The sequence below is a fragment of the Paenibacillus alkalitolerans genome, assembly GCF_016482785.1.
In the GTDB taxonomy this organism is placed as follows: Bacteria; Bacillota; Bacilli; order Paenibacillales; family YIM-B00363; genus Paenibacillus_AE; species Paenibacillus_AE alkalitolerans.
Window position 1 is genome coordinate 1 of the sequence record NZ_JAEMXM010000001.1, and the last position, 24,685, is coordinate 24,685.

Genomic DNA, 24,685 nt, shown 5'->3' on the forward strand with positions numbered 1-24,685 from the left:
GTAAAACCGCTGCGCTCGAAAGTTGAGCTTGTGACTCCATGCAATTCGGACGGAGCGCCGGGGAATTTGACATTGAAAAACCTCCCTTAATTGTACCGAACGGTATGTTATTTTAAATCCAATTAACTCATGAAAAATCAGGAATGTCAACACAACATTGACCTATATGAAATGTTTCGATATCATATTTATGTACTAAAAGGTATTTTATCGGGAGGCGTTATGGCTAGAATTCGCGAATTCGATGAACAAAAGGCATTAACAGAGGCTATGCATGTTTTTTGGGAAAAAGGGTACGAGGCTACTTCACTAAGTGACTTAACATCTCGCATGAGGATTCAGAAACCTAGTTTATATGCTGCATACGGCGACAAATTGTCTTTGTTTGAATCGGCTCTTCGAAATTATAACCAATTACATGCTAAATCCGTTCGCTTGAAGCTAAACAAAATTACGAGTGTCAAGACTGCTTTCAGGCTCCTGTTTCTGGAAGGGGCGTTCCCTAACGGAACGCATGAGCGAAATGGCTGCTTCTGCATTAATACAATGGTGGAGCTGGCTCCGCACGACGCGAAGTTTGAAATTTTGACACGAGAGCATCAACAATATTTGGCGGCGATATTTGAAGATACGCTTGAACGGGGTGTAACCTCCGGAGAGATCGATGGATCGGTCAACTGCCGGGCAATAGCTCAGTCCCTTGTGGTAGCTTTCATCGGAATAACCGTATTGAAGAAATCAAATCCTAATCGGGAATGGATCGATAATTGCATCGACTCAGCGCTGTCGTTACTCACAGCGCCCCCACGTACAGAACCTGAAGCGGCAGATTAAATGAAAGGAACACAGTTCATATTTGATCTGTGTTCCTTTGTTTTTATAAATGTGTAATTTCTTTGACGTGATCCAATAAACCACTAAACCTCTGTACAGAAAACATCCAACTATTGCTGCCCGTTCGTAGCTGTCAGTCTAATTCTTTATTTATCAGTCTATATAGTACTTTATTTTCTTTGAACAGGTGTAGTAACTTCCATTTTACACGAATCTATTCATGGGCTACTTGTTTTTTTTAGCTGTCGCACTTCATATTACAATCCATGCGGAAAAATTTGCCAAACTGTTTAGTTGCTTGGAGCGTGTATAAGAAGAGAAGCTTACTACAAGCACGAATAATATTAAACAATGTAACCCCCAACTTCTCAATATGGTTCATCATATGTGTTGATGAAAATAACTATTATGTTAATTTAATACCCATAAATTTCTTGTGACGTTATTATATTTGCTCTTTACTACTGCAATTAATCTGCTTTAAAGCGTTTTCCAGTCAAAAAGTCCGTTTTCAACATTTTAAAAATAACATTGAAATTAATTATAGTTGGTGGTATAAATAATATTGTTAACATAAAATTATATTCCATTGAAAGGGGATAAAAGATAGGAAGCCAATACTCATTACCTGCAATTGGTGATGAAAGCAGGCATTTCCGGTTGACTATGTGAAAGCGGTTTTAAATTATTGTTAATTATCAAAAAGGGTTAAAGTTAATATTAACACTAATATTAAACAGGGAACCCAATACTTACTATTGTAGGGGGAAAAGCAATGAAAAGATCTTTAATTTTGCTTGTTGTAACCGCATTCATACTGAGTATGATATTGTCCGCTTGCGGCGGGTCCGGTAACTCCAACGGCAATGGAGAACAAGCCGGCGAATCTTCGACTAACCAGCCAAACGCCGATAAACCGAAGGACAAGGTGACAATCAACCTGGTGGCATTCGCTCAACCGCATGAGCAGAAGATGTATACCCAGTTGATCAAGAAGTATCAGGAGAAATATCCTCACGTTAAGGTAAATTACATTACGACACCTCCTGCAGATTACGCAACAAAGCTGCAGGCGTTGATCGCAGGCGGCCAGACGCCGGACGTATTCTACGCTTCACCGGAGAATGTCAGCTTCATGGTTGACACCAACCAGCTGCTTGACCTGACGCCTTATATTGAGAAAACGGACATTTTCAACGTCGACAATATTTGGCAGAAGGGCTTCTCGAAGTATACGCGTGACGGCAGAACGTACGCGCTGCCGAAGGATGTTGGACCATTCGCATACGCTTACAACAAAACCTTGTTTGAAAAGGCCGGCATCCCGACTCCGGACCCGAAAACCCCGCTCTCTTGGGAAGAGTACATCTCGATCGCCAAAAAGCTGACTCTTGACGATAAGGGCAATAACGCGGAAAGCCCGGATTTCAACCCGAAGAAAATCAAACAATACGGCGCGGGCTTCTGGTGGCACGAGCCGGCTGTATGGGGCAACGGCGCGGATTACATCAACGAAGACGGCACGAAGGTGACGATCGACGACCCGAAATTTATTGAAGCGCTGCAATTTGTGGCCGACCTGAGAAATAAGCATCATGTCGTTCCGTCCGCGGAAGACGAGTCCGCGATGGGCGGTTATACGCGCTGGCTGAACGGTACGGTAGCCATGTTCCCGATGGGCCCGTGGGACACTGCCGCATTTTGGGATTTGAAGTTTGATTACGACCTGATGCCTTGGCCATCCAATAACGGCACATGGGGAACGTGGCTCGGCTCCCAAGGCTTCGGCGTATCCGCGAAGACGAAAAATCCGCAGGAAGCGTTCGACCTCGCTGCATTCCTGAGCGTCGACCCGGACATCCAGCGGGAAGCGATGACGATGGGCCTGCAGGTACCGAACCTGATCGATATGGCGAAAAACGAGTACCTGAACATGACCGACAAGAAGCCGGTCAGCAAGCAAGTGTTCCTTGACGTGATCGAAACGAACGGCCATGACTGGGCGTTCGAGAAGACGTATGACCGTGAATGGTATGACCTCTTCAACTCCAGTGTAACCCAGGTATGGGAGGGCAAGAAGACACCTGAAGCGTTCGTCAAGGAACTCCAGCCGAAAATGCAGGAGCTTGTAGACAAGTCGATTGAGAAGAAGAAGAAAGCCCAAGCGCAAAAATAAAGGAAGCAAAGGACGTACGGGTGTGGGACACTTCCCATGCCCGGATCTTCTTTCATGGTGAGGCAACGGATACATCAAGGAGAGGTGAGAGCATGCAGCTGACTGAAAAGAAGAAGGAAATGTGGGTAGCGTACCTTTTTATCCTGCCATTGCTTCTTCAGTTTGTGCTTTTTACGGTTGGCCCTATGATTTTCTCGGGAATCATGAGCTTCACGGATTGGAATATCGTACAGAAAGCTTCATTTGTAGGCCTCGACAATTATAAAGATTTATTCCGGGATGATAAGTTCTGGAAATCCCTTTATAACACCGTCTACTATATGATCGGAATACCGATCGGGCTGATCCTGGCGATGCTTCTTGCGATTGGGCTGAACCGGCCGCTCAAGGGTTCTAAGGCGTTCCGCGTCATTTTCTATATGCCGGCGGTTTGCTCGCTGGCGGCAGTCGCCATCCTGTGGCAGTGGTTGCTTAACAAGGATTACGGTCTCGTCAATTATGTATTGAGCTGGTTCGGTATTGAAGGGCCGTCGTGGCTCGGAAGCGAGGCGTGGATCAAGGCCGGCCTCATTCTCATGATGGTCTGGAAAGGGGTCGGCGCTTCCTCGATCTTTTATCTGGCAGGTCTGCAGAACGTCCCGAAATCGCTGTATGAGGCGGCGGAAATCGACGGCGCAGGGAAGTTTGGCATGTTCCGTCATATTACCTTCCCCTTGTTGACACCGATGACGTTCTTCCTGGTGATTACCGGGCTGATCGGCGGTTTCCAGCTGTTCGTCGAAGTCATCATCATGGCAAGCAACGGCGGAGACGGACCGAATAACAGCGCGGTGACGCTTGTCGTGTATATGTTCCAGAAGGCCTTCAACTACTATGAAATGGGCTACGCCAGCGCCATGGCATGGGTGCTCGGCATCATCATGTTCATCATCACGTTCATCCAGTTCAAGTTCCAGGACAAATGGGTGCACGAATAAGCGAAGGAGGAGCCTAAGTGAGCGCCAATCCAAATACAATGCAAGGCCTGAGCAAAAAGGCGAGCGAAAGGTGGACGAATTTCATCGTCTATTCTCTCCTGACCCTCGGTTCTCTCGTGATCCTAATTCCGTTCTGGTGGCTGTTCATCACAACGATGAAATCACCGGCGGAAGCCTTCATCATGCCGCCTGACTGGTTTCCGAAACCAAATTTTGTGAAGTATACGGAAATTTGGGAGAAGGCTCCTTTCCTTCAAGGCATTTTTAACAGCCTGAAGGTCGCGCTTCCGGTCATCACAGTAGGCACCTTTACGTCCTCGCTGGCGGCCTTTGCTTTTTCGAAGCTGCGCTTTCCGGGCCGCAATTTCCTGTTCCTCATGCTGCTCGCTACAATCATGATTCCGTTTCCGGTCGTCATGATCCCGCAATTCGTCATGTTCGCGGAGCTGCAATGGATCGACAGCCTGAAGCCGCTCATCATTCCGGCCATGCTCGGCAACGTGTTCATGATGTTCTTCATCCGGCAGTTTATGAACGGCATCTCGGACGAGTTCATCGAAGCCGCCAAAATAGACGGCGCCTCGCTGTTCGGCATATTCATCAAAATCATGCTGCCTATGGTCAAACCGGCCGTCGCGGCGCAGCTTATTCTATGGTTTCTCGGCATCTGGAACGATTACCTGGGGCCTCGTATTTACCTGAGCACCCCGGAGAAGAAAACGATACAGCTGATGATGGCCGACTTCAACGCTTTCTACGTGATCCAGAGCGACTATCCGCTCATCATGGCGGCCGCGTTCATCGTCATGATTCCGATCCTGATCGTCTTTCTCGTGTTCCAGCGCTATTTCGTTGAGTCACTTAATTTCACAGGGGTAAAGGGCTGATAGGGATGAAGTTCAGGTCCGTCATGCCGGTTAGGCCGTTTGGGGCAAGCAGATCGTCGCTGCTTGACTTGACGAATCGAAGCCCGGCGAGGATTACTCCGCCGGGGTTTCCTCTGCCTGCCGGTAATACAACTTGAATACGATGTCCTGGTTGTAGTTGCCAAAGCCGGAGCCGAACAGCGTAACTCCGCCGATGTGCATGGCGTTCTCATCGATACCGATCCTGAAATTCAGTTGTTTCTCCCGAATATTCAACTGGTCGAGCGAGACGACGGACACCTGATTTCCGTCTATGAACGTCCCTTGCTTGTTCACCTTGATCACCTTCAGAAGTCCGTACTGGTTGACTTCGTCCCACCACCAATCCGGCGTGTACTTCCCGCGTTTGCCGCCGAAATCGCCCGGACTTGTCCAGCTGCCGAGCTTGACGCCGTTTAGATGGAAGGAAATGTCGGAGGGCCAGTTCCGGTTGGTGAACGGGGCTTCGGATGAAATCTCCATCGATATTTCAAGCTCTTCAGGGATTTCATCGCTGAGCAAGTAATTCGGCACTTTGTATTCGACGAAGCCCTGCCCGAACCATAGAATCTTGGCGTTGAAGCGTTCCGCATCGAGGAAGCTGCGCGGTTCGTCGAACTCGCCGATCACCTTCTCCGTGGAGGCCAATCCACAGGTAGGCTCGATTTGGAAATCGGTGTAATGCCCGACGGATACAATGGTTTGGTGATAGTCGCGGGCAGGCGGCATACCGCCCTTGCGCGGAAAATCAATGGTGATCTGCTCGGCGACGAGCGTACATACCTTGTGATTGCCGCCCTTGCCTGAGATTTTCGTTGCTTGGATAATGCCGGCCTTCTCCAGTTTCTTGACGTGCATAGTCATAATCGCACTGCTTAAATTCAGGGCTTGGGCAAGTTCTTTGATGTTCATGTCCTGCTTGGCCAGAAGATTGATGACTTGCAAACGTACGCTGCTCGACATCGCTTCATAGATGGGCAGCGAGAGAGGGGTCGTATCGATTTTCATTATTTCTTCTCCTGACTTGGTGAAATTAATATTCTTATAAACAATATACGTACTTTATTAATGAGTTACAAGGCAGATGTTAATATTGACGGGGGGATTGCTGTGAATAATCGTTTGCGTGCCGTAATCGTTCTGCTAGCGGTCATATTGCCGGTCGTTGGCTGTGCCGACGGTCGCCCGGCGGAGGGTGGTGACGGGATAACCGAACCCCCTGTTTTTGAAGACGTTACGGTCCATGATCCTTCGGTCGTGAAGGTTGACGATACTTATTATGTTTTCGGGTCACATTTGGCATCGGCGAAATCAACCGACCTGAAGGCGTGGACTCAGGTATCGTCAGACGTCAGGGTTGGTAACGTGCTTATCCCTGATCCGTATATGGAGCTAAAGGAAACGTTCGAATGGGCGGAGACGGGGACGCTGTGGGCGGCGGATGTCATCCAGCTGAAGGACGGCAAGTTCTATATGTATTACAATGCGTGCCGGGGTGACTCCCCGAGGTCGGCGCTTGGTGTAGCGGTCGCGGACGGGGTGGAAGGACCCTACAAGGATCTTGGAATTGTGTTGAAGTCCGGTATGGACATGACCGAGCCGCTTGAGGACGGCAGCTATTACGATGCGACCATCCATCCGAACACGGTCGATCCGGACGTATTCTACGACAAGGACGGGAATCTTTGGATGGTGTACGGCTCTTATTCGGGCGGTATATATATCCTGAAGATGGATCCCGAATCGGGAAAGCCGGTACCGGGACAAGGATACGGGAAGAAACTGCTCGGGGGCAATCATGCCCGAATCGAAGGGCCTTTCATGCTGTACAGTCCGGAAACGAAGTACTACTATTTGTTCCTCTCCTACGGTGGGCTTGACGCTAACGGAGGATACAACTTCAGGGTCGCACGTTCGAAAAATCCGGACGGTCCGTTCGTCGATACGGAAGGAAACGATATGGTTGGCGCAATGGGAGCGCCCGGTACATTGTTCGACGACCGCTCCATTGAGACTTACGGCGCCAAATTGATGGGAAATTTTCAATGGATCGGCAACGACGGAGAGGAAGGCGGCGGTTACGTCTCCCCGGGCCACAATTCCGCTTATTATGACGAGGAAAGCGGCAAGTATTACCTCATATTTCACACCCGGTTTCCGAATATGGGCGAAACGCACAATGTTCGTGTCCATCAAATGTTTTTGAACGAGGACGGCTGGCCGGTCGCGGCTCCGTACCGTTATGCCGGCGAAACGATCGGGAAGTACGGCAAGAAGGACGTCGTTGGTGAATATAGGCTGGTTAATCATGATAAGGACATATCGGCCGACATTAAACCGTCCGCTGCGGTTACGCTGGAAAGCGACGGCAGGATCACGGGAGCGTTCGCGGGCACGTGGAAGCTTTCGGACGGTAACAAGGCGGTAGTTACGCTGGACGGAATCGCTTACACAGGTGTCTTCGTCCGCCAGTGGGATGAGTCTGCGCAGACGGAGACTATGGCGTTTACCGCGTTGTCGGAGGGTGGAACGGCGGTCTGGGGCAGCCGTGTCTCCGACCGCAAGGAGCAGACAAACTAATACAGCTATGAGGGACAAGGAGAATGCAACCATGAATACGAATCAAAGCGCATATCGCAAAGCGGGAATGATCATCGAACAGCGGGCGGACCCTTGGGTATACCGCCATCATGACGGCTTTTATTACTTCACGGCGTCCGTACCGGAATACGACCGTGTCGAAGTCAGGAGGGCGGAGACCATACGGGGACTCGCGGAAGCGGAAGCCAAGGTGGTGTGGCGCAAATACGACACCGGGCCGCTCAGCGCAAACATTTGGGCACCGGAGATTCATTATATGGACGGCAAATGGTACATCTATTTCGCCGCCGCCCACACGTCGGAGACACTGGACGGTCTGTTCGATCACCGCATGTACGTGCTGGAGAACGAGTCCGCAAATCCGCTCGAAGGCGAGTGGACGGAGAAGGGACAGCTCCGTACGGAGTGGGAGTCGTTCTCGCTGGACGCCACCCGGTTCGAGCACAAGGGCACGCACTACCTCGTATGGGCCCAGCGAGACCCCGCGATACCGGGCAATTCGAACCTGTATATCGCCCCGCTGGCCAACGGCTGGACGCTTGGGGGGAAGCAGGTCATGCTGAGCAGGCCGGAGTACGAGTGGGAGAAGATCGGCTTCCTTGTGAACGAAGGCGCCGCCGTGATCAAGAAGAACGGGAGAATTTTCATCAGCTATTCTGCAAGCGCGACCGATTCCAATTACTGCATGGGGCTGCTGTGGGCGGATGAAGACGCCGACCTGATGGACCCGGCGTCCTGGAGAAAATCGCGGACGCCGGTGCTGACGACCGACGAGGAAGCGGGACAATACGGTCCGGGCCATAACAGCTTCACAGTGTCCGAGGACGGCACGGAAGATGTGATGGTTTATCATGCGCGCACGTACAAACAGATCGTCGGTGATCCGCTGTACGATCCGAATCGCCATACTTGGATCAAGCCGATCCGCTGGCTTCCTGACGGAACGCCGGACTTTCGCGGTTAGGAGGCGACGGGGGAGGGAAGAGAGAAGGCGGATTCGGTAACGTCGCATCAATGCCCATCTCTGTCCTTGATGTATACGACGTCACGCGATACTCGCGATAGAGCGAAGCTGTGGGAATCATTACCGCAGGCTCCGATACGATCGTCAAGAAAAGCCCGGCGCGCTTGCCGGGCTTTTCTTGACGTAAATCTCCTCGAACACGGTTAGTGTCGGACATGTGACAGTATTGTCTTCAGTTGCAACCGCGTTTATGGAAGTGAAACTGAAGCATTAGCACTAGATATGATTAGGGAACGATTGAAATCCCATATGTGATATAAAGTAAACAGATTCTTATTGCGGATTGCTTAATATTCAAAGTAAAATGATGGAATATCATAGAGTGGAGGGATAGGATTGAAAATGTTACACATACCCATAATGCGCAAGTTTGCCGCTGGCGGCTTAGCGATCGCGATCGCTTGCGTGGCGGCGATGCCGGTTTCGGCGGCGGCTGCGCCGGTCGAGGACGCCAAGGACTACGGCTTGTTCCTGGAGGAGAAGCTCGACATCGCGTTCGAAACATCAACGCCGAAGGGCGCCTTCCTAAAGGCGATCCAAGACGTTCTCGAGCTTGACGGCACCACTGCGAAGGTCGGCTTCGAGGATGTGTCCAGCGACAGCCCGTGGTACGCGACTGCAGTCGCTTTGTACGAGGCGGGCATCATTACTTCGATGACCGTGAAACCGGAATCGACGCTGACCGCGCCGCTTGCCGTCTACTTGGCCGTGAAGTCTTCGGGGCTGAAGGAGTTGGCGTACTCGTATCCGATGGAGAAAGCTAACGCGACGCTGACTGAAGCTGGACTATCGCCGTCCGCCTATTCTCCGCAAGCCGGCAAGGAGCTGGCTGCGGCGATCGACGCGGGGCTTCTTCCGAAAGAGTATTACAAGGAAGTGGCGTCAGGCGGGGCAGCGTCCTCCGACTTGCTCGCGACTTTGCTCGGGAAGACGCTGGCGTTCAATGATCGCTACAAGCATTACCTTGGTTACGTCAGTGACGCGGACATCTATGTAAAGCTCCAAGACGCGTACCGGACGTCGGACCTCATTAAGGCACCGGAGCTGCAGGAAGTCGTCGACACCGCGCTGAAGCAAGACTTGCTGACAGGCTATAACTTGAAAGATTCGCGGTACGACCCGAACTTCGTGGATGCGTTGTCGCTCACCTACGGGCACGACAATCTCACCCACGCGGTGCAGCTTATTGGGCTAATGCGCAGCGAAGGAATGGACGCGAAGGTGCAGTTTGAGCCGAAGACGTCGGCGTTCATCTACTTGAAAGAGTGGGGCGAGCCGTCGCAATCGGACAGTTACCAGGTCGTTCAGATCGAAAACGGCAATTATATCGCATATGCGAAAGAATACGACATCTCATTCGAATTCGACTCGGGAGCGGACAAGGCGCGTTTCCAAGACGTCGTGCTCGCTTACGCTAAGAAGAACAGTGAAGATGGGAGCGGTCTCATCGTCTCGTCCTGGTGGCAGCCGCTGTATTACTCGTTCACTGAGCTGGAAGGGTACGATCTCATCACGAACAACAAGATAGTAGGCGACGGACCGTACTACGCGCAATCGTTCTCGCTGAACGCACAGTCCTCGGACATCGCCGAAGGATTTAAAGCGTTAAAGCCCGACATCAAGGTGCAAACGTACAAATTCTGGGTCGATCCTCCGTTCTATCGTTATTTAAACGGGGAATCGCTTTAATAAATAGACGTGGCGAGCGGCGCGCTTATCGGTACAAGTTCTTGTCGCGGGAGAACAACAAGAACTTGTCTCTTTTGTTGTTCGGAGAAAACGCTAGTGATCGCCGAGGGACGGGCAGTCTAGTGTAAGAATGAAAGATATTAAAATTGTATATTAAAGATAGAAATATGGCTTAGTCGGAGGGGGAAGTTGCACTGCCAAGTGACGAATCGAGCCCATGGCACCAGAAAATCCGGCAAAAGGGGATTATTTTCCCGCAGCCAGGGCAAAAACTGCAGTAGATCGGATCTGGAGGATTTCCGATTTCTGTATATACGCAGATAAGCCTTGCAAGAACGGCCAAAGTGAAGTATTTTTGACATGAAAGAGAAGTAATTGCTCCCAGGTGCCCTCGCCAAAGGTACGGGAGCATTTTTCGTTTTATAAAAAACAATAGCCTACTCCTCCGTCATTGTACAGAGGGGGTTAGGCTATTGTCGTTAATATTCTCGGTTTTGCTCCGCTAAACCGAGTGGCGAATTCACGTCTTATTCCCGCCACATAATGCGGCGGCCAACATTTAAATTGCATAGTAAGGAGAATTTTAGTATGAAAATAAAATGGTTTGGACATTCTGCTTTTTTACTGACATCCGAAGGAGGAACTAGGATTCTCATTGATCCATATTATCGCTTCATCCGCTACCGTATGCCGATTGTTGAACCAGATATAGTTGCCGTTACACATAATCATTTTGATCACAGTAAAATTCAAGCTGCAGCAGGTGATTACTTGCTTGTTAATGAGCCAAAGGAATACATCCGCGATGATGTAAGAATTAGTGGATTTAAGACATTTCATGACAAAGTAAATGGTGAGAAGAGAGGTCTCAATATTTTATATCGTTTCCAAATGGACGGTCTAATTATCTGTCATTGCGGAGATTTAGGGCATCTATTATCAGAAGAACAAGTTAATGAAATTGGAAAAGTAGATATTCTCATGATTCCCGTAGGAGGTACATTTACGATTAATGCACTAGAAGCTACTCAAGTAATGCGTCAATTCAAACCTACTATTACAATTCCTATGCACTATAGAACAAAGGCATTGTCGGTTGTTGGCTTGATGTTTTCAAAGGTAGATAAGTTTCTTCAGATTTCCGGACAGCGAACAACCGAAGTTAAGACCTTGGATATTTCTAAAGAAAATTTGTCAGAATATGCTGGTGTTGTAACTATGCTGTATGAATGAATTTAAGGCTGAGCCTTCTGAATAGACATTATTGAGGAACCGCTCAGTAACCTTTTTTTGCATTTCATGAAATGATACATCTCATACTGGCATTCATGCTCATCTGCGCAGCAAGCTTAGCGGCCGCCATCGCCGCGTCGGCAAGCCGGCCTTCCGGTCCGACCCAGTCGCCGGCCACGAACAAGCCGCGGATCTCGGGAACGGCAGGACCGGGTGCCGGACCGCCGCCATTGTGCCGAACCGTGCGTGAATCATGGGCGACGAGTATTCTCGGCAAAAACCGTTCCGCAACGACTTCTTTGTCCCAGCCCGGTTGCAGAAGATCAAGCAAGCCCGTCAGCATCTCCTTGTCCGTCTTTGGATCGGTGTCTCTGCGGTTGTCGTTGTACTTCATGACATGAAGCACGTATGATCCGTTATCACTCAATGTAACGGACGACGAATGGTTCGAAAAATACAGAGGTTGATCCAGGCCGAGTGCGAAAACCCGCTCCGGGTTCGGTACACGTTTCAATGCCAGATCCAGACATGCGGCATACAAGGGACGGCTTGCCGCCTTCCATTTCCCGAGCGACATTTCATCCGACCCCGGAATGAGCCGGCACACCTCACCCGGTCCCAAAGCGGCGATAACCGCCCTGGTTTCCATCGATGTCCCGTCAGAGAGCAGCACGCCGCGAACACTGCCGTCGCTGAGCAAGATTTGTTTCGCGCTGCATCCTGTGGCGATGGCCGCCCCGGCTCCAACGGCCAATTTATGCAGATCGTCGACGACCGTCTGCCAGCCTCTATCCACGTATTTGACGCCTTGCCTTGCAAGCTGCCCCTGCCTGATGACATAGCCGGCACTTAGTACGATCGGATCGCCGCAATACGACAACTGTCTGCACAGCGCGGTAAAGAACATTCGGACAACATCGTAACGAATATGGTTGGCTGCCCATTCCTGAAGGCTGAGCGACAGGATCGATCCGGTATCGATTTGTCCTAAACCGCTCATGAGCTCGCTCCACTCCGCATTTTCCTCCGGGGATAAATCCGTATGCATTTGCACTATTTTTCCCTGCCGGACGCCCATCGGTGCGCCGCTTTTGGAAGAGTACCCTCCTTTTGGCACGCAACCTAACTCATTCAGAATTTGCAGCGCGGCTCCGCCCTCATACATGGCATGAGGACCTAGGTTGAACAGCGCGCCGTTTATATTCGTCGTTTGTGAGAAGCCTCCAAGCCGCCCCGCTTTCTCGAAAACAATGACCGATTTACCCGCTCTTGCCAAATAAACGGCGGCAGTAAGTCCCGCAAGCCCTCCGCCGATGACTGCAGCGTCGTACACTTTATTTTCCCGCGTCAACTCTATCAAGCCTCCAATCGTTTTTGCCGACTCAAAGGTTTGTTTGCCGCCGGCTGACAACCAAACCGGATCATGATACAATGTGACTATACTGTCACATATAATATATGTGACTAATAAGTAACATGTCAATAACAAATATGTTCTATATGATTCTAAATTTGTCGGAAGAAGGTGTGACAGCTTGGAAAACGATATATTCAAAGCGCTGGCCGATCCAAGCCGCCGCACCCTGTTGGATCTGCTGCATAAATCGGACGGGCGTACGCTCAGCGACCTATGCGGACATCTGGACATGTCCAGATTCGGCGTGATGAAGCATCTTAATCAGTTGGAGCAAGCGGGCCTTATAACGACGAGGAAAGTCGGCAGGGAGAAGCTGCATTACTTGAACCCGGTGCCTATCCGTCAAATATACGATCGGTGGGTAAGCAAGTACGCAGAACCATGGGCAGCCGGATTAACTTCATTGAAAACCGAATTGGAGCGTGAACCTATTATGGAACAAAAGCCGCGGCACGTGAACCGGATCGCCATCAAAGCGACGCCGGAACAAATATGGCAAGCACTTACCGACAAAACCATGACCTCAAAGTACTGGTATAATGGTTCGATTCAATCGGACTGGCAGAACGGGTCCTCGTTCGAGGTTTGGAATCCTCAAGGGAAGCTGCAGGCGAAAGGGGTGCTCTTGACCGTCGATCCGCCCCGCAAGCTGGTGATGACATGGCAGCTGCTCTCATTCACCGATACGGCGGACGAGAAACCGTCTCGCCTTACATGGGAAATCGAGCCTCATGCCCAGTTTGACGGCGTGACTCTCGTCACCGTCGTACACGACGAATTCGAGGAGGCTCCGAATACGTCGAGGATTCTCGAGGCCGGATTGCCCGTCGTTCTGTCAGGTATGAAGACATTGCTGGAGACCGGAGCGCCGCTCACTTAGGGGCCGCAGTATTGCGGCTCTTTTAAATGCACATTATAGAGGTGGAGAAATGAGAGTTTTAGTTGTGGAGGATGAAGTGTCCTTGCAAAAAGCGCTATGCAATGGGCTGAAAAAATACGGATATGCCGTCGATCCGGCAAACGATGGCGAGCAAGCTTTGGAGCTTATCGATATAAATCCTTACGATGTGGTTGTGCTCGACCTGAATCTGCCGAAAACAAACGGGATGGAAGTTCTCAGAGAGGTTCGCAAAATAAATAAGGAGCTTCGGGTCCTGATTTTATCTGCAAGAGCGGAAGTTGAGGACAAGATATCGGGGCTTGATGCCGGAGCTAACGATTATTTATCAAAACCCTTTCATTTCAAAGAGCTTGAGGCCCGTATTCGCGCATTGCTCCGCAGGGATTTTATTCAAAGGGATACTGTCATTACACACGGCAATGTAAAAATCGACACCGCCTTGAAGTGTGTCATTGTGAATGACCGGACGGTGGAGTTGACAAAAAAGGAATATGCCATAATCGAATATCTCTTTATGAATAAAGATCGGATCGTTAGTGCGGAACAATTGATTGAGCATATTTGGGACAGCGAGGCGGATTTATTTTCCAATTCTCTCAAAGTACATATCAATTCGTTGAAAAAGAAGCTTGCAGAATATACCGGCGATAAGGAGCTGATTAAAAACACGAGAGGGCTTGGGTATTTCATCACAAAGGAGCATGCTGATGAAATTATTAAATAAGATGCCTCTACGGTTAAGGCTCACAATACTGACTGCGCTTGTTCTTACAGTCATCTGTATGCTGCTGACGATTACTTCTGTTTTTAACGCACAGAAAATTTATTCAGTGCCAGCTGAGGACTATAATTCCAATACTTCCCCGTCGAATCCATCTATGAATAGACCGCCGGTCACAGAAGATGAAACAAACAATGACTTCACTTATGCCAGCATCGTTTACATGTTCATTATGATCGTATTAGGTACGTGCGCCTCTTATTTCATTGCCGGAAAGGCGTTAAAGCCGGTCGCCGATCTAAGCAAAAGCATAGAAAATATTGACGAAAGTAAACTGTTCCAGCGGCTTGAAGGTTTTAATACGAATGATGAAGTTGCAAGGCTCGCTAAATCCTTTAACCATATGATTTTGAAGTTGGAGAAATCATTCAATCATCAAAAACAATTTGCGGCAAATGCCGCCCATGAGCTGAGAACGCCGCTTGCCGGGATCATTGCGAATATTGAGGTATTACAATTGGATGAAAATCCTACCGTTCAGGAATATAAAGAGGTTTTGGAAGATACGCTTGCCAATGCCCAGCGGCTGAGTACCTTAGTTCATGATCTGCTGAAGATGAACACGGCGTTTAATGCCGATCATTTCGTAAATATTGATGTAAAAGAAATGTTTGATGTTATTATCTTGGCTCTATCGGAAAGCAGTAAAGATAAAAACATCCGCGTAGAAAACAACATCTCCGGCATTATGCTTTCCGGTGAAAAGTCGCTTTTGCAAAGGGCTTTCTTTAATCTTGTTCAGAATGCCATGAAATACAATAAAAGGAACGGAGAGGTTGTGATTACGGCAGCGCAGAATGATGATGTTGTGACCGTTACTATCGAGGATACCGGGATAGGCATTCCGGAGGATGAGTTGGAACATATTTTCGAACCGTTTTACCGTGTCGACACCTCCCGTTCAAGGGAACTGGGAGGCAGCGGGCTAGGGCTTTCGATCGTAAAGACCATCATAGAAAAGCACAACGGGAACATTTTAATAGAAAGTGAAGTAGGAAATTTTTCAAAAGTAACCGTTATGCTGCCGAAAAATTAACCGTCATTTAACCTTGAGTAAGATATCATCGTGATGCTATCAAATTCAAGGGAGATGAAACGATGACGTTTAAAAACACTAAACACACAGAGGTCGACACCTTCGCACAATTACTACGGGCGGAGTGGACCAAGTTCCGGTCAGCTCGCGGCTGGATGATCGGTATGGTTGTCACTGCGCTGCTCACCGTGCTGCCCGGACTGCTCCTCGCTGCGAGTTCAAATGGAGGTCCTCCTATTCTGTTAGGACCGGATGGCATAGCGGTGACCGATAAATTCTACTTCGTACATAAGCCGCTGACGGGAGACGGCAGCATTACCGTACGTGTCACCTCAATGACCGGCTTGATTACTTACCCCCCGCCCGACAACGACAAAATTGTACCGGGCGTCGTGCCATGGGCGAAGGCAGGAATCATCATTAAGGACGGTACGAGACAAGGATCGCCTTACGCGGCGATGATGGTCACCGGCAGCCACGGGGTTCGGATGCAGCACAACTTCATTCACGATATATCCGGTCGACCGGGCGGTGTCTCCGCGGAATCCCCGCGTTGGCTGCGGCTGACCCGCTCCGAAAACACGATTACGGGCTATGAGTCGATGGATGGCAAGCAGTGGAACAAGGTTGGCACAGCTCGCTTAGCCGGATTGCCGGCTACGGTGCGGGTCGGACTCTTCGTTACGTCCCCGGGTGATGTGTCGGTGTCCGAAGCGAAAATACGCTTCACCAATGCAACCGCAGTCTTTGACCGCTTCGAACTGCAGGGGGAGTCGTCCGGCGGCTCTTGGAGCCAAGACGATATTGGAATTGGAACCGGCCATCCGGCTCACCATTACGGCGGAGTCAAGGACTCCGGAGGCGCATTCACCGTGACCGGATCCGGAGATATCGCGCCTCGCGGGGTTGAAGGTAACTGGATCATCGAGCGTTCCCTTATCGGCGTGTTGACCGGGTTGATAGCGGTGATCGTTGTTGCTGTGCGCTTTGTCACCGTCGAATACCGGCGGGAAATCACGAGCCATAGGCAAGACCGGGTGATGGCAGCGAAGGCTATCGTGATTGGTACGATCACTTTTGCTGCGGGGCTGGTTGCCGCCATCGTCGCAGTCCCGCTTAGTAAGCAAATCCTGCTTTCAAACGGCATCTCTGTCCTCCCGGTTACTCTGCTCACAGAGCTGCGCGTCATGTTCGGTACAGCAGCGCTTCTCGCAATAGTTGCAGTTTTAGCCACCGCTCTTGCTGCCTTGATCCGGAGAAGTGTCGCGGCGATGGCTGCGAGCCTCACGGTAGTCGTCCTTCCCTATATCTTAGCCAATATCGTACCCTTCAGCGCGTCAAAGTGGCTGCTGCGGCTCACCCCGGCCGCCGGGTTCGCGATTCAGCAGAGCATACCGGAGTACCCGCAGGTAATCAGTCTCTATACGCCGCAGTTGGGCTACTACCCGCTGGCGCCGTGGGCAGGCTTTGCTGTGCTCTGCGGCTATACCGCGCTAGCTCTAGGACTAGCAGCCTTCATGCTGCAGCGAAGGAAACAGGTACAGAAAGCCGATTAAATTCGTTCCGGTACGCGCATGAACCGCTGCATGCGTTCAAGCGCTTCGGCAAGCAGCTGTGTCGAAACCGTATACGAACAACGGATATGACCTTCACCTCCCGTACCGAAAACATGGCCCGGAACGGCTGCAACACCCGCTTCCTTTAGAAGCTTACGGGAGAAATGCTCGGAGCTTAGCCCTGTGTGCGCGATAGAAGGGAAGGCATAGAAGGCGCCATGCGGTTCATGACACGGCAGTCCGATTTCTTTTAAACCCTTGACGAACATCCGCCTGCGCTCATCAAACGCCGTCTTCATCGCTTCCATCGCTTCCAATCCGTTGCGCAGCGATTCGATGGCGGCGATTTGACCGAGCACAGGAGCGCACATCGCCGTGTACTGATGAATTTTGAGCATGCCGCCAATAAGCTCCCGGTTGCCGCAGGCGTAGCCGATACGCCATCCGGTCATCGCGAAAGCTTTGGAAAATCCGTTAATCACGATCGTCCGCTCCTTCATACCCGGAAGCGAAGCGATGCTTACATGCCGCGACCCATAAGTAAGCTCGGCGTAAACCTCGTCGGAAATGACGATCAGGTCGTTCCTGACGGCTAACTCCGCAACAGGCAGCCAATCTTCCTCCGTCATGACCGCACCGGTCGGGTTATTCGGGAAATTTACAACAAGTACCTTCGATCGGGGCGTCAAGGACTCTGCCAGCGCCTGTGCAGTCAGTTTGAACCGTTCCTCCGCGGACGTCTTAACCTCGACAACTTGAGCGCCGTGCAGATGAGCGATGGGGGAGTAGGCTACGTAGCCGGGAGCGGGAATAAGCACCTCATCGCCCGGCTCCACAAATGTCCGAAGCGCCAAATCGACCGCTTCGCTCGTACCGAGCGTTACGAGCACCTCGTTTGCAGGCTCATAACGGAGCCCGAAACCGTTACACAAATACGAAGCGATTTCTTCCCGCAGCTCGGGAAGGCCGGCATTCGGAGTGTATTTCGTTCGGCCCTCATCTAATGCGCGAATACAGGCTGCTCGCACGTGTTCCGGCGTAACGAAATCGGGTTCTCCGATCCCGAGCGAGATCGTATCCCGGCTTCCTTCGGTCAGTTCGAAGAAGGCGCGAATTCCGGATGGGGGAATGTCCCGAACGCGCTGCGATATATATTCATCACTCATGGCAAGTCACCGTCCGCTCTCTTTTTCGCTCTTGCAGGGAATATTCGATAATAAGGCTCAGCAGCCGGTCGAACGATATGCCCGCCGCTTGCGCGCTTTTGGGAAGAAGGCTTGTCGCCGTCATGCCGGGCAGTGTATTGACTTCAAGCACATAAGGGATACCGTCTTGAAGCATTATATCGATTCGAGCGTATACGCTGCATTTAAGAAGGCGGTAGCAGGTGAGCGCCGTATCGCGCACCCGAGCCTCCAGCTCGGCCGGCAACACGATAACCCGTTCGTCTGCAGCGCCCTCTTCATACTTCGCTTGATAATTGAACCATCCGGAATGAGCCGGGCGGACGCCGACGACCGGCAAAAGCTCGCCGTTTAATATAGAGCAAGTCAGTTCGTCACCTTCAATGTGCTGTTCAACAACGATCGATCTGTCCCAGCGGAAAGCTTCCCGGACGGCCATGCGAAGAGAATGCCGGTCTGCCGCCAACTGCATGCCGATACTGGAACCGCCGCGGTTCGGCTTAACGAAGACCGGATAGCCGAGCCGTTCCTCGACTTCTTCCGGCGCATATTCGTCCGGACCGGTCCAACAGAGCCAATCGGGTGTCGGAATTCCTTCGGCTCGCAGCAATCTTTTGGACAGGTCCTTATCCAAGCACAAGCTGCTCGAAAGTACGCCGCTGCCCGAATATGGAATGCCGAGCGTCTCCAGCGTACCTTGCACCGTACCGTCCTCGCCATACACGCCATGCAGCGCCAACAGCGCGAAATCGATTCCTTCCACAATGCCGACAAGATCTTCCCGCTTTGAAATGACGATCGGAACCGGTTCGTATTTGCTTCGGTCCAGTTGGGCGATCATTTGCATGCCTGTCATGAATGACACCTCGCGTTCCGACGATACGCCTCCCATAATCACGCCAACTTTCATGTCCGCACCTCGTTATCCCATAAGTTGTTTGGCCGTCCGGCCGATAATTTCAATGCCTTTGCCGATATCTTCATACCGCACTCTTGAAAATCCGAGCCGCATCGTATGCCGCCCTCCGCCGTCGGTGTAAAACATATCCCCAGGCGTAAAAATGACACCTTGGCCGGCGCATGCGTTAAGAAGCGCCGTCGTATCGAAACGCTCATCGAATTCGACAAACAGATGCAGGCCTCCGTCTCCCGATAGTTTTTTATAAGGGAGATGCGTTTCGCAGCAAATCTTTGTCCATTCGTATTTTCGTTTGTATTCGGCGCGGGCCTTTTTCAAATATTTCTCGAGGTTGCCGTTATGGAGATATTGAAAGAGCACCGATTGATCAAGCGTCGAGGTGTGAATGCTGCGGGCCCGTTTGATGCTTTCCAGGAAATCAATCAGCTTGCGGTCTGCCAGCACCCACCCGACCCGAAGTCCAGGGAAGAGCACTTTGGAGAAGCTGCCGAGATAAATAACGCCATTTCCCTGTCCGGCCGTTGCGATTAAAGGGGAGACGTGCGACCCCGAATAACGCAGTTCTTCATTAAATCCGTCTTCGATGACGGGAATGCGGTGTCGGGCCATAAGCTGCATGATCGCCTGTCTTTTCTCGGGGGACGTTACGATGCCGGTAGGATTGTGGTAGGACGGGACAAAATACGCGCAATCGTAAGACCGCTCCGTCAATGCGCGCTCCAACTCGGCCAGATTGATGCCGTCATGCTCCATTGGAACACCGGTAATTTCGAAGCCGTGCAGTTTCAAGTTTTTGATCGCGGTGTGATGGGTCGGGTTTTCGCAAATGACGGATCCGCCGTCTTTTCTGCGCAGGGCGGACAAGACGATATCGAACGCTTCCGTGAAGCCGCTCGTTATCAGCATATCTTTTCCGCTCAGATCAACGCCCTTATGCTCCATATATTTCAACATATAATCGATAAGCGGTTTATAGCCTTTCGCATAGCCGTAATTTAGCAGAACGTTCCCTTCGATCGCCATTCGGTCGAGAAAAGCGCGTTTTACATTGTCCAGATCGAATAGAGTTTCGTCGGGCGCAATGCTGGTGAAGGAAATTACGCTTTTATCCGCGCGAATGCCGCGTTTCATCCGGTCCAGCTCTGCCGCTTGACGTGCATATCCGTTTATGCGCGATTGCCAATCGATTTCGCAAGAAGGGACTGCAGCACCGTGCGGAGTAAGGGCTGCGGCAACATAGCTGCCCTTCCCTTGAACCGCATAGACGAAGCCGTCCTCCTCCAGCCCGGCGTAAGCGGCAATAACGGTGTTGCGGCTGACGTCGAGCAGCAAGCTCAGCTCTCGGGTGGAGGGAAGCTTCTGACCGGTTTGCAGGGAACCTTTTATAATCAAACGTTTCAAGTAATCTTTCACCTGGATATAGACCGGGCGGTCTCCCGTCAGCTTGAAGTCGTTAAACATGTTCATCGCCCCCATATTCATGATGGCACATATGGGGAGGGGAAAGAAAGAACCACGCCCCGGGATTTTTTGCCGGTAGGTGGTTCTGGAAAGTTTAAGGTAATGATACTCCAAGTTCTACATAAAGTTTTCGACGCCGTTCTATCCGACGTTTCAATTTGGGGAGTATAGCCGGCAGCATGTTGAATCGCCAATTGTGCCGATTAACCCTCTTTCTCACATAGATATGTTGCATACATATATCCGCTATATTCCGCCTTGACTATATGAAAACCGACATCTCGAAGCATTCCCTCTAATATCCATCCGAATGTCGAATATTCATCCCGAATATGTGTGCACAATTCCGCTTCATCAAAAGTAGAGCCGGCTCGCAAATTCTCAATCCAAAAGTCAATCGATGCTTTATAGTTGCGAACCGGAAATGAGAATACAACATCCTGAATATAAAGCATCCCGCCTGCTTCCAACTGATCGTACATCTTGAGAAGGGCAATCGATTTCCAAAAATCAGGCAGGTGATGGAGGGCATAATGAGAAAAGATTCGGGTAACCGGATAACCAAGATGCCGGTAAGATAGAAAACCTGCTTGATGGAATATGATATTGTCTACCTTGTGATCGCGGGCTTTTTTTGCTGCATAATCCAGCATCGGTTTTGAAACGTCAATTGCGTATACTTGTTTGCACGACGGTGCCACACCGACCGCAATGCTCCCGGTTCCAGTGCCGATTTCAAGTACGGTTTGGGTGTTATCCAACTTCATGATATGTATCAATTTTTGTATTTCAGCCGATCGATCACCCATATTAGAATCGTATTGCATTACCTGATCGTAATCCGTAAAATCAGTCCCCACTTGACGAACTTCGTCATAAAACCAATCAAATTCAGGCATGTAATTCCTCCCTTCGACAATGTACCGAAAAATAACTTCTTTCTGTGACTTGTGCGGTAAAACTTTATCTTTTATCATAGCGGCAAGGTTATGATGCAGATATCGGAAGACGGCTAAAAAAATTGCAGATAATGGCTAAGGTAATAAGTAAGGGGGAAAAAATGAGCGCGAAGTTTGAGTACCTATATTATGAAACAAGGAAGTCTCAGCATTATCAAGTTCTGCACAAGCATCATTGCTTCGAGCTGGTTTACTATGTGCGAGGCAGTGGATATACAAAAATAAACAATCGTTCTTACGCTTACCGGGAAGGTATGTTTTCTTTCATGAATCCGTTTTGTTCACATGACCGTCAAACTAGTGAGGAAACGGAAATTATTGCAATCGCATTCTTCCACGATGCACCTGTCGAACTTGAGGATGGAGTTTTTTACGATTCAGACAAGGAAGTAATAGGGCGTCTGAATCGGATGAAGGAAGAAATGCTTTTCGGGAAAACTCATTATCGGCTAAGGTTAGAACTGCTAGTTGAAGATCTGGTTATCGAACTCGATCGAATGATTAACATACATCGAAAAGATTTCGAAGAGGAATGGCATGTCTATGTAAAAAACTATATGGACCTACACTATAACGAAAAAATAAATTTGCTGAACCTCGCCAAACTGACGGGATATAGCTATGACCGATTCAGACATAAATTCAAGGAATCCACAGGTTTTTCGCCAAATCAATATTTATTGATGAAACGGCTGGAATCGGCGAAAGAAAAACTGTTGTTTACAACGAAAAGCATCACCGAGATTTCACAGGAAGGCGGATTTTCCAGTTCGTCGCAGTTCTGTCATCTCTTTAGAAAGTATACCGGTGAAACTCCGACCGGAATGCGGAGAAAAAGTTTGTTATCTGCTCAGCCGGTATCCGTGTTTCTTCCATTGAGGAGGCGTATTCGACATTAACTCCGCTTCTTGGCGGATTTGCCAGTTTAGCCTTTGCCATTGCTCTGCTATCCGCAGGTTTGTCTTCTTCCGTTACTGGGACGATGGCCGGTCAAGGTATATTGGAAGGGTTCTTGAATATACGATTATCGATATGGGTGCGCAGGTTGATTACAATGGTTCAGGCTCTCATCATAATCGGGATCGGAATCGATACGCTGAAAGCATTAATACTGAGTCAGGTCATCCTCAGCATACAGCTCCCGTTTACAATCATCCCACTCATATGGTTAACGCGAAATAATAACATTATGGGGACATATGTCAATAAGCCGATAACCAATCTTTTGGTGTATGCGGCAGCATGTGTGATTATTGGCTTGAATCTATCTGTCTCACCGAGAGGACTCCCACTTCTATAAGTGGCGAGGTGAATCGGTGACCGCCAAGATAAACATACATTACCTATCCCAATATCCCAAAATATGTTATACTGTGTAAGAACAAATGTTTGGATTGGTCGGGGGGGTGAAAACATGTCACATGCCCAATACAACACGTTTCAGATTTGGATCAAGAAAGGACATCGCTTATACAGGTACCTCGACGAAACATGCCGGCATGCAAAGAACTTATATAATACAACCAACTTCTACATCAGGCAAATCTTCACCGCGTTGCGACAACAGAAGCCTCTTGAGCCGTTGCAGAAGGAAGTACTCGACACGCTGGTTCAATACATCGAGATCATGAATGAAAGGCAACAGAAAGCTTATGGGTCTCGCAAAGCGAAGGAACAGCGCAAGCCGGCAGACAAGCAACGGGAACTGCATTGTAAGTTGTTTCAGCTTCCAACCAAAGAGAATGCTTATGTAGATTATGAGTTTTTGGACTGCTTGTTCAAAGTGATGGAACACGAGAATTACCGGGCCCTTCCGACGCAAAGCAGTCAATGGGTAATCAAGAGCGTGTTTCACAATTGGAAATCGTTCTTTGCAAGCATCAAAGACTACCATCAGCATCCTGAGAAGTACAAAGGAAAGCCTCGCATTCCGAAATACTGTCGCGCCAAAGAAAAGGAAATCCAGTTCACGAATCAGGATTGTGTCATTACAGACGGAAAGTTCCTCAAACTCCCGAAAACGAAGCTGCGATTGAATATTGGAAAGCTGGGATATACCAAAGGAACATTGCAACAGGTGCGAGTGGTTCCCAAGTACGGGCAATACGTCGTTGAATTGATCTTTGCCTGTCCGATGGAAATGAAACAGTTGGATAAAGAGCGTTACATGTCGATTGATCTGGGGGTCAATAATCTTGCAACCATCGTCACCACCACCGGTTCACGGCCGGTATTGGTGAAGGGCAAGCAGATCAAAGCGATCAATCAGTACTACAACAAGAGAAAGGCACATTATATGAGCATTCTCCGTCATGGCAAGCAGCCGCATGAAGGACAGCATACTTCCAAGCGATTGGAACGGCTGCACCGAACCCGTTACCGTAAAATCAAAGACTTGTTTCATAAAGCGAGTGCTCATATCGTACAGTTGGCTGTCGGACAAAACATAGGCACGATCATCGTCGGACTAAACCAGGGATGGAAACAAGCATCGGACATGGGAAAGCGGAGCAACCAATCGTTCTGTCATATTCCGCATCACCTGTTGATTTCCATGATCAAGTATAAAGCGGCGCAACAGGGGATGGATGTACAAGTAACGGAAGAAGCCTATACATCACAAGCCAGCTTTTTGGATCACGATCCGTTACCCGCATATGAAGAAGGCAAGGCGCCGATGTTCTCCGGCAAACGAATCCGACGCGACTTATATCGGAGTATGAAAGGTCTGATTCATGCGGATGTGAACGGTGCGGCGAATATATTGCGAAAAGTAGTCCCAAACGCTTCGGCTGATGGGGTAGAGGGGTTGGACGGTAATCAGTCCGTCAACGTGTCAACTCCACTGGTGTTAAGCCTTCGGTAATTCGTACGATGGATACACTAGAAACCCCTACTTCAACCGGAGCGTTCGCGAAGGTAAGTGGCGGGAGTATTCATTACTTCTGTATGATGTTAAACTCTTGCTCAAACATCAGCCGCTCTTTCAGCAGCGGTCTTTGTTTATTTCACTTATCGGGGGAGAGGGGACC

Annotated in this window: 21 protein-coding genes; 15 read left to right on the forward strand and 6 right to left on the reverse strand. The window is 49.8% G+C overall.

What is annotated here, in order from left to right:
• The first annotated feature begins 222 nt into the window (after positions 1 to 222).
• The 4 genes from JET16_RS00005 (at position 223) to JET16_RS00020 (ending at position 4,874) form a co-directional block, all read left to right on the forward strand.
• Positions 223 to 834 carry a TetR/AcrR family transcriptional regulator gene (locus tag JET16_RS00005; RefSeq protein ID WP_199613540.1) on the forward strand — a complete coding sequence of 204 codons (612 nt, stop codon included), beginning with the start codon at positions 223 to 225 and terminating at the stop codon, positions 832 to 834.
• A 775-nt stretch (positions 835 to 1,609) separates the two neighbouring features.
• Positions 1,610 to 3,010, forward strand: a complete 1,401-nt coding sequence (locus tag JET16_RS00010) for an ABC transporter substrate-binding protein (protein WP_199613541.1) — start codon at positions 1,610 to 1,612, stop codon at positions 3,008 to 3,010.
• A gap of 92 nt (positions 3,011 to 3,102) precedes the next feature.
• Entirely contained in the window at positions 3,103 to 3,987 is an 885-nt protein-coding gene (locus JET16_RS00015) for a carbohydrate ABC transporter permease (protein ID WP_199613542.1), read from the forward strand.
• Positions 3,988 to 4,034: 47 nt separating this feature from the next.
• Positions 4,035 to 4,874 (forward strand): carbohydrate ABC transporter permease, encoded by an 840-nt coding sequence (locus JET16_RS00020; protein ID WP_407673072.1) that lies wholly within the window; start codon positions 4,035 to 4,037, stop codon positions 4,872 to 4,874.
• Between the two features lie 93 nt (positions 4,875 to 4,967).
• Here the strand turns inward: JET16_RS00020 and JET16_RS00025 are convergent, their stop codons facing one another.
• Positions 4,968 to 5,900 carry an ArsR/SmtB family transcription factor gene (locus tag JET16_RS00025; protein WP_199613543.1) on the reverse strand — a complete coding sequence of 311 codons (933 nt, stop codon included), beginning with the start codon at positions 5,898 to 5,900 and terminating at the stop codon, positions 4,968 to 4,970.
• A 102-nt stretch (positions 5,901 to 6,002) separates the two neighbouring features.
• On the opposite strand from JET16_RS00025, the gene JET16_RS00030 reads away from it, so the two are divergent.
• The 4 genes from JET16_RS00030 (at position 6,003) to JET16_RS00045 (ending at position 11,439) form a co-directional block, all read left to right on the forward strand.
• Positions 6,003 to 7,472 (forward strand): glycoside hydrolase family 43 protein, encoded by a 1,470-nt coding sequence (locus JET16_RS00030; RefSeq protein WP_407673060.1) that lies wholly within the window; start codon positions 6,003 to 6,005, stop codon positions 7,470 to 7,472.
• A 31-nt stretch (positions 7,473 to 7,503) separates the two neighbouring features.
• Positions 7,504 to 8,457: a glycoside hydrolase family 43 protein gene (locus JET16_RS00035; RefSeq protein ID WP_199613545.1), complete on the forward strand. Its 954-nt coding sequence runs from the start codon at positions 7,504 to 7,506 to the stop codon at positions 8,455 to 8,457.
• A gap of 402 nt (positions 8,458 to 8,859) precedes the next feature.
• On the forward strand, positions 8,860 to 10,206 hold the full coding sequence (locus JET16_RS00040) for a hypothetical protein (protein ID WP_199614220.1): 1,347 nt from the start codon (positions 8,860 to 8,862) through the stop codon (positions 10,204 to 10,206).
• A 588-nt stretch (positions 10,207 to 10,794) separates the two neighbouring features.
• Entirely contained in the window at positions 10,795 to 11,439 is a 645-nt protein-coding gene (locus JET16_RS00045; RefSeq protein WP_199613546.1) for an MBL fold metallo-hydrolase, read from the forward strand.
• Positions 11,440 to 11,503: 64 nt separating this feature from the next.
• On the opposite strand, the gene JET16_RS00050 is transcribed toward JET16_RS00045, so the two are convergent.
• A complete protein-coding gene (locus JET16_RS00050; protein ID WP_199613547.1) occupies positions 11,504 to 12,790 on the reverse strand; it encodes a phytoene desaturase family protein in 1,287 nt (428 codons plus the stop codon).
• 184 nt (positions 12,791 to 12,974) lie between these two features.
• Between JET16_RS00050 and JET16_RS00055 the strand changes: the two genes are divergently transcribed.
• The 4 genes from JET16_RS00055 (at position 12,975) to JET16_RS00070 (ending at position 17,130) form a co-directional block, all read left to right on the forward strand.
• On the forward strand, positions 12,975 to 13,736 hold the full coding sequence (locus JET16_RS00055) for an ArsR/SmtB family transcription factor (protein ID WP_199613548.1): 762 nt from the start codon (positions 12,975 to 12,977) through the stop codon (positions 13,734 to 13,736).
• 49 nt (positions 13,737 to 13,785) lie between these two features.
• Positions 13,786 to 14,481 (forward strand): response regulator transcription factor, encoded by a 696-nt coding sequence (locus JET16_RS00060; protein ID WP_199613549.1) that lies wholly within the window; start codon positions 13,786 to 13,788, stop codon positions 14,479 to 14,481.
• Complete coding sequence (locus JET16_RS00065; protein WP_199613550.1) at positions 14,465 to 15,574, forward strand: sensor histidine kinase; 1,110 nt, start codon at positions 14,465 to 14,467, stop codon at positions 15,572 to 15,574. The genes JET16_RS00060 and JET16_RS00065 overlap by 17 nt, the downstream gene beginning before the upstream one ends.
• A 164-nt stretch (positions 15,575 to 15,738) precedes the next feature.
• Positions 15,739 to 17,130: a DUF1349 domain-containing protein gene (locus JET16_RS00070; RefSeq protein WP_233530897.1), complete on the forward strand. Its 1,392-nt coding sequence runs from the start codon at positions 15,739 to 15,741 to the stop codon at positions 17,128 to 17,130.
• Here JET16_RS00070 and JET16_RS00075 read toward each other — a convergent pair.
• The 4 genes from JET16_RS00075 to JET16_RS00090 form a co-directional block, all read right to left on the reverse strand.
• Entirely contained in the window at positions 17,127 to 18,296 is a 1,170-nt protein-coding gene (locus JET16_RS00075) for a pyridoxal phosphate-dependent aminotransferase (RefSeq protein ID WP_199613552.1), read from the reverse strand. The two genes, JET16_RS00070 and JET16_RS00075, sit on opposite strands and share 4 nt — an antisense overlap.
• Entirely contained in the window at positions 18,289 to 19,224 is a 936-nt protein-coding gene (locus tag JET16_RS00080) for a D-alanine--D-alanine ligase (protein ID WP_199613553.1), read from the reverse strand. Before JET16_RS00080 ends, JET16_RS00075 begins: the two co-directional genes overlap by 8 nt.
• 12 nt (positions 19,225 to 19,236) lie before the next feature.
• Entirely contained in the window at positions 19,237 to 20,694 is a 1,458-nt protein-coding gene (locus tag JET16_RS00085) for an aminotransferase-like domain-containing protein (RefSeq protein WP_199613554.1), read from the reverse strand.
• Between the two features lie 203 nt (positions 20,695 to 20,897).
• Positions 20,898 to 21,593, reverse strand: a complete 696-nt coding sequence (locus JET16_RS00090; protein WP_199613555.1) for a class I SAM-dependent methyltransferase — start codon at positions 21,591 to 21,593, stop codon at positions 20,898 to 20,900.
• Positions 21,594 to 21,754: 161 nt separating this feature from the next.
• On the opposite strand from JET16_RS00090, the gene JET16_RS00095 reads away from it, so the two are divergent.
• The 3 genes from JET16_RS00095 (at position 21,755) to JET16_RS00105 (ending at position 24,519) form a co-directional block, all read left to right on the forward strand.
• Positions 21,755 to 22,552 (forward strand): helix-turn-helix transcriptional regulator, encoded by a 798-nt coding sequence (locus JET16_RS00095; protein WP_199613556.1) that lies wholly within the window; start codon positions 21,755 to 21,757, stop codon positions 22,550 to 22,552.
• Positions 22,528 to 22,953, forward strand: coding sequence for an Nramp family divalent metal transporter (locus JET16_RS00100; protein WP_325176605.1), 426 nt, complete (start codon positions 22,528 to 22,530; stop codon positions 22,951 to 22,953). Before JET16_RS00095 ends, JET16_RS00100 begins: the two co-directional genes overlap by 25 nt.
• Before the next feature lie 114 nt (positions 22,954 to 23,067).
• A complete protein-coding gene (locus JET16_RS00105) occupies positions 23,068 to 24,519 on the forward strand; it encodes an RNA-guided endonuclease InsQ/TnpB family protein (protein WP_199613557.1) in 1,452 nt (483 codons plus the stop codon).
• Positions 24,520 to 24,685 lie beyond the last annotated feature (166 nt).

Excerpts from the sequence above, each read along its gene's own strand:
- JET16_RS00090 (WP_199613555.1), bottom strand. The coding sequence starts at position 21,593 with ATGCCTGAATTTGATTGGTTTTATGACGAAGTTCGTCAAGTGGGGACT.
- JET16_RS00010 (WP_199613541.1), top strand. The coding sequence starts at position 1,610 with ATGAAAAGATCTTTAATTTTGCTTGTTGTAACCGCATTCATACTGAGT.
- JET16_RS00045 (WP_199613546.1), top strand. The coding sequence starts at position 10,795 with ATGAAAATAAAATGGTTTGGACATTCTGCTTTTTTACTGACATCCGAA.
- JET16_RS00015 (WP_199613542.1), top strand. The coding sequence starts at position 3,103 with ATGCAGCTGACTGAAAAGAAGAAGGAAATGTGGGTAGCGTACCTTTTT.
- JET16_RS00085 (WP_199613554.1), bottom strand. The coding sequence starts at position 20,694 with ATGTTTAACGACTTCAAGCTGACGGGAGACCGCCCGGTCTATATCCAG.
- JET16_RS00035 (WP_199613545.1), top strand. The coding sequence starts at position 7,504 with ATGAATACGAATCAAAGCGCATATCGCAAAGCGGGAATGATCATCGAA.
- JET16_RS00065 (WP_199613550.1), top strand. The coding sequence starts at position 14,465 with ATGAAATTATTAAATAAGATGCCTCTACGGTTAAGGCTCACAATACTG.
- JET16_RS00105 (WP_199613557.1), top strand. The coding sequence starts at position 23,068 with ATGTCACATGCCCAATACAACACGTTTCAGATTTGGATCAAGAAAGGA.
- JET16_RS00095 (WP_199613556.1), top strand. The coding sequence starts at position 21,755 with ATGAGCGCGAAGTTTGAGTACCTATATTATGAAACAAGGAAGTCTCAG.
- JET16_RS00025 (WP_199613543.1), bottom strand. The coding sequence starts at position 5,900 with ATGAAAATCGATACGACCCCTCTCTCGCTGCCCATCTATGAAGCGATG.
- JET16_RS00075 (WP_199613552.1), bottom strand. The coding sequence starts at position 18,296 with ATGAGTGATGAATATATATCGCAGCGCGTTCGGGACATTCCCCCATCC.
- JET16_RS00040 (WP_199614220.1), top strand. The coding sequence starts at position 8,860 with ATGTTACACATACCCATAATGCGCAAGTTTGCCGCTGGCGGCTTAGCG.
- JET16_RS00080 (WP_199613553.1), bottom strand. The coding sequence starts at position 19,224 with ATGAAAGTTGGCGTGATTATGGGAGGCGTATCGTCGGAACGCGAGGTG.
- JET16_RS00005 (WP_199613540.1), top strand. The coding sequence starts at position 223 with ATGGCTAGAATTCGCGAATTCGATGAACAAAAGGCATTAACAGAGGCT.
- JET16_RS00070 (WP_233530897.1), top strand. The coding sequence starts at position 15,739 with ATGGTTGTCACTGCGCTGCTCACCGTGCTGCCCGGACTGCTCCTCGCT.
- JET16_RS00060 (WP_199613549.1), top strand. The coding sequence starts at position 13,786 with ATGAGAGTTTTAGTTGTGGAGGATGAAGTGTCCTTGCAAAAAGCGCTA.